A 3,971-nucleotide genomic window follows, 5' to 3' on the forward strand; every position below is an offset into this window, starting at 1 on the left:
CCGCTTCGGCGCGAGCGAGCCGCTCGACACCGCGCGCATGGAGATCCGGCGGCGCATCTCCGCCACGTTCAAGGACTTGCCCGGCGGCCAGATACTCGGCCCGACCTTCGATTACACGCATCGGCTGCTGGAGGAACCCGCAGCCCCGCTGCCGCCCGAACAAGCGCCGCGCGAGACCGAGCGCGAGCCGACGCCCCGCGTCACCGATATCCTCGCGGGCGAAGCCCTGATCGAACCGTCGCCAGAGGCCGACCCGTCCGACAGGCCCGGCGACATCACGCGCGACCCGCTTACGTTTCCTGCGTCGCGCGACGTCCGCCTTCAAAACCTCAGCCGCGCCGATGAGGGCTTTCTTCTCGCCCTCGGCTATTCCACGCAGCGTGGCTATGGTCGCAACCACCCCTTCGCGGGTGAAATCCGCATGGGTGAGGTGGAGGTCGAGTTTTTTGCCGAGGAACTCGGCTTTGCGGTACCGCTTGGCACGATCACCGTCACCGAATGTCAGACGGTCAATCAGTTCAAGGGCCGCGATACAGAGCCGCCGCAATTCACGCGCGGTTACGGCCTCGCCTTCGGGCATTCGGAGCGCAAGGCGATGTCCATGGCGCTCGTGGATCGGGCATTGCGCGCGGGCGAACTCGGCGAGGAGGCGCGCGCGCCCGCACAGGATGAGGAATTCGTGCTGTCGCATTCGGATAATGTGCAGGCGACGGGCTTCGTCGAGCATCTGAAGCTGCCGCATTACGTGGATTTCCAATCCGAGCTTGGCCTTTTGCGCCAGATCCGTGCGAGTTTCGAGGGCGGCGCGGACGCGTCGAAGGAGGACGCCGAATGAGCGCCGCCTCTTACAATTTCGCCTATCTCGACGAGCAGTCGAAGCGGATGATCCGCCGCGCGATCCTGAAGGCGATCGCGATCCCCGGCTATCAGGTGCCGTTCGCGAGCCGCGAAATGCCGATGCCTTACGGTTGGGGAACCGGCGGCATTCAGGTCACGGCCGCGATCCTGGGCCCCGACGATGTGCTGAAGGTGATCGATCAGGGTTCCGACGACACGACGAACGCGGTCTCGATCCGCGCGTTCTTCGCGAAGGTAGCGGATGTGAAGACGACCACGGCCACCACGGACGCGACCGTGATCCAGACGCGCCACCGCGTTCCGGAAACACCGCTCTCCGACCGCCAGATCCTTGTTTATCAAGTCCCGATCCCCGAGCCGCTGCGTTTTCTCGAACCGCGCGAAACCGAGACGCGCCGCCTGCACGCGCTGGCGGATTACGGCCTCATGCATGTGAAGCTCTACGAAGACATCGCGCGCCACGGCCATATCGCGACGGCCTACGCCTATCCGGTCATGGTGGCGGGGCGCTACCTGATGGACCCGTCGCCTGTGCCGAAATTCGATAATCCGAAGATCAGCGATTGCGCGGCGCTCCAGCTTTTCGGCGCGGGCCGGGAGAAGCGCATCTACGCCATTCCGCCTTACACGCGCGTCGTCTCGCTCGACTTCGAAGACTACCCCTTCGAGCGCTATCGCCAGAGCGGAACCTGCGCGCTGTGCGGCGCGGACGACACCTTCCTCGACGAAGTGGTGACGGACGACAAGGGCGGACGCATGTTCATCTGCTCCGACAGCGACTATTGCGAAAAGCGCCGCGAAACTGCGAGCGCGGGGGAGAAGCCGCATGACTGACGATGCGCCGCTTCTGTCCGCTCGCGGCGTCACCAAATGGTACGGCCGCCGCCTCGGCTGCCGCAGCGTCGGCTTCGACCTCTATCCGGGCGAAGTCGTTGCCATTGTCGGCGAGTCCGGCTCCGGCAAGTCGACGCTGCTGCGCCTTCTCACCCGCCAAGCCGATCTCGACGCGGGAACCGTGTCGTACCGCATGCGCGACGGGAGCTTGCGCGATCTCGCAGCCCTGACCGACGCCGAGCGCGCCGTGCTTCGTCGCACGGACTGGGGCTTCGTCCATCAGGACGCGTCGTTCGGCCTGCGCATGAGCGTCTCGGCAGGCGGCAACATCGGCGAGCGTCTCATGAGCGCGGGCGCCCGCCATTACGGCGATATTCGCGCAGAAGCCGGGCGCTGGCTCGCGCGGGTGGAAATCGATGAAGCGCGCCTCGACGACACGCCGGACACTTTTTCCGGCGGCATGCGCCAGCGCCTTCAGATCGCGTGCAGCCTCGTCACCGGCCCGCGCCTGATCTTCATGGATGAGCCAACAGGTGGCCTCGACGTGTCGGTTCAGGCCCGCATCCTCGACCTGTTGCGCGGCCTCGTGGTCGATCTCGGCTTGTCGGCGCTGATCGTCACGCACGATCTCGGCGTCGCGCGTCTCCTGTCTCACCGCATCATGGTGATGAAGGCGGGCGAGGTCATCGAGAGCGGGCTGACCGACCGCGTGCTCGACGATCCGCGCGAACCCTACACGCAGCTTCTCGTGTCCTCGATCCTTCCGGCCTGATGCCAATGAAACCCGTTCTCGAAATCTCCGGCGTGTCGAAAAGCTTCACGATGCACCTTCAGGGCGGCGTGACGCTGCCGGTCATGGTCAACGTGACGTTCGACGTTCGCGCGGGCGAATGCGTCGTGATCGTCGGGCCGTCCGGTGCGGGGAAGTCTTCGGTGCTGAAGATGATCTACGGCAGTTATGGCTGCGATAGCGGCCGCATCGTCGTGTGCCATCGCGGCGAGGCGGAAGACCTCGTTCAGGCATCACCGCGTCGCATTCTGGCGCTCCGGCGCGAGACCATCGGTTATGTGAGCCAGTTCCTTCGGGCTGTCCCGCGCGTGCCGGCCCTCGACGTTGTGGTCGAGCCGCTCGTCGCCCGCGGTGCTTCCCGTGACGAAGCCCGCGACAAGGCTGCGGCCATGCTGACGCGGCTAAATGTGCCACAGCGCCTGTTCGGCCTGCCGCCTTCCACATTTTCCGGCGGCGAACAGCAGCGCGTGAACATCGCGAGAGGGCTTCTCCCCGACTACGCGCTCCTTCTTCTCGACGAACCGACAGCCTCGCTCGACGCGAAAAACCGCGCGGTGGTCGTCGATCTCATCAACGCGAGGAAGCGCGGCGGCGCAGCAATCATCGCCATCGTTCACGATGAGGATGTTCGCGACGCCATCGCCGACAGGATCGTGGACGCCGTGCATTTCTCGGCGGCGGCATAGAGCGAACAACTTGGAGCGCGTCCGTGATAGCGGCGAGCGCTCCGGCATCGAGCAGGACTGATACGACATGAGCGCGAACGAGCTTATCCTTACCAACGCCAGCATCGTCCTCGCGGACCGCGTGGTGAAAGGCACCCTCACCGTGAAAGGTGCCGTTATCGCGGGGATCGACGAAGGGGTGAGTCATCTGGCCGCCGCCATCGACTGCGAGGGCGATCTCATCCTGCCCGGCCTCGTCGAGCTTCATACGGACAATATCGAGCGTCACATGATGCCGCGTCCCGGCGCAGCCTGGCCGGTGCGCTCCGCCGCGCTTTCGGACGACCGGGAGTTGGCCGCTTCGGGCATCACCACCGTTTTTAATGCCATTTGCGTGGGCGAGGTGCATTCGCGTTCGGCCCGCTCCGGCATGGTGGCGGAGATCGCCCAGGCCATCGACGACCACATCACGGCGGGCACGCTGAAGATCGACCATTATTTCCATTGGCGCTGCGAGGTGAGCTATCCCGGGCTTCCGGATCTTCTCGATCCGCTTATTGGCAACGCGCGGCTTCGGCTCATTTCGGTGATGGACCACACGCCCGGCCAGCGCCAGTTTGTCGATGGCGCGCGCTACGCGGAATATTATCAGGGCAAGTTTCAGATGACGGATGCGGAGCTTGGGGAGTTCATGCGCACGCGAAGGCGCGATGCGGAGCTTTATTCAGCGAGCAACCGGCGGCACGTGGTCGAGGCTGCGCATGGGCGCGGTGTGCCGCTCGCCAGCCATGACGACGCCACGGCCGCGCATGTGGACGAGGCGA

General features: G+C 65.1%; 5 protein-coding genes. All 5 read left to right on the forward strand.

Going from position 1 to position 3,971, the window contains the following annotated elements:
• The coding region (locus T281_RS16430) for a carbon-phosphorus lyase complex subunit (RefSeq protein ID WP_037242038.1) at positions 1 to 835 on the forward strand (835 nt) is incomplete at its 5' end.
• Positions 832 to 1,692, forward strand: a complete 861-nt coding sequence (locus T281_RS16435) for an alpha-D-ribose 1-methylphosphonate 5-phosphate C-P-lyase PhnJ (protein WP_037242041.1) — start codon at positions 832 to 834, stop codon at positions 1,690 to 1,692. The genes T281_RS16430 and T281_RS16435, both read left to right, overlap by 4 nt.
• On the forward strand, positions 1,685 to 2,464 hold the full coding sequence (gene phnK, locus T281_RS16440) for a phosphonate C-P lyase system protein PhnK (protein ID WP_037242042.1): 780 nt from the start codon (positions 1,685 to 1,687) through the stop codon (positions 2,462 to 2,464). Before T281_RS16435 ends, phnK begins: the two co-directional genes overlap by 8 nt.
• The gene (gene phnL, locus T281_RS16445; RefSeq protein ID WP_155955319.1) at positions 2,464 to 3,168 is read left to right on the forward strand and encodes a phosphonate C-P lyase system protein PhnL; all 705 of its coding nucleotides are present in this window, start codon (positions 2,464 to 2,466) and stop codon (positions 3,166 to 3,168) included. The genes phnK and phnL overlap by 1 nt, the downstream gene beginning before the upstream one ends.
• A 67-nt stretch (positions 3,169 to 3,235) precedes the next feature.
• Positions 3,236 to 3,971 (forward strand): alpha-D-ribose 1-methylphosphonate 5-triphosphate diphosphatase (locus T281_RS16450; RefSeq protein ID WP_037242044.1); only part of this gene is annotated, 736 nt, incomplete at its 3' end.

It is taken from the genome of Rhodomicrobium udaipurense JA643, from assembly GCF_000636015.1.
Classification (GTDB): Bacteria; Pseudomonadota; Alphaproteobacteria; order Rhizobiales; family Rhodomicrobiaceae; genus Rhodomicrobium; species Rhodomicrobium udaipurense.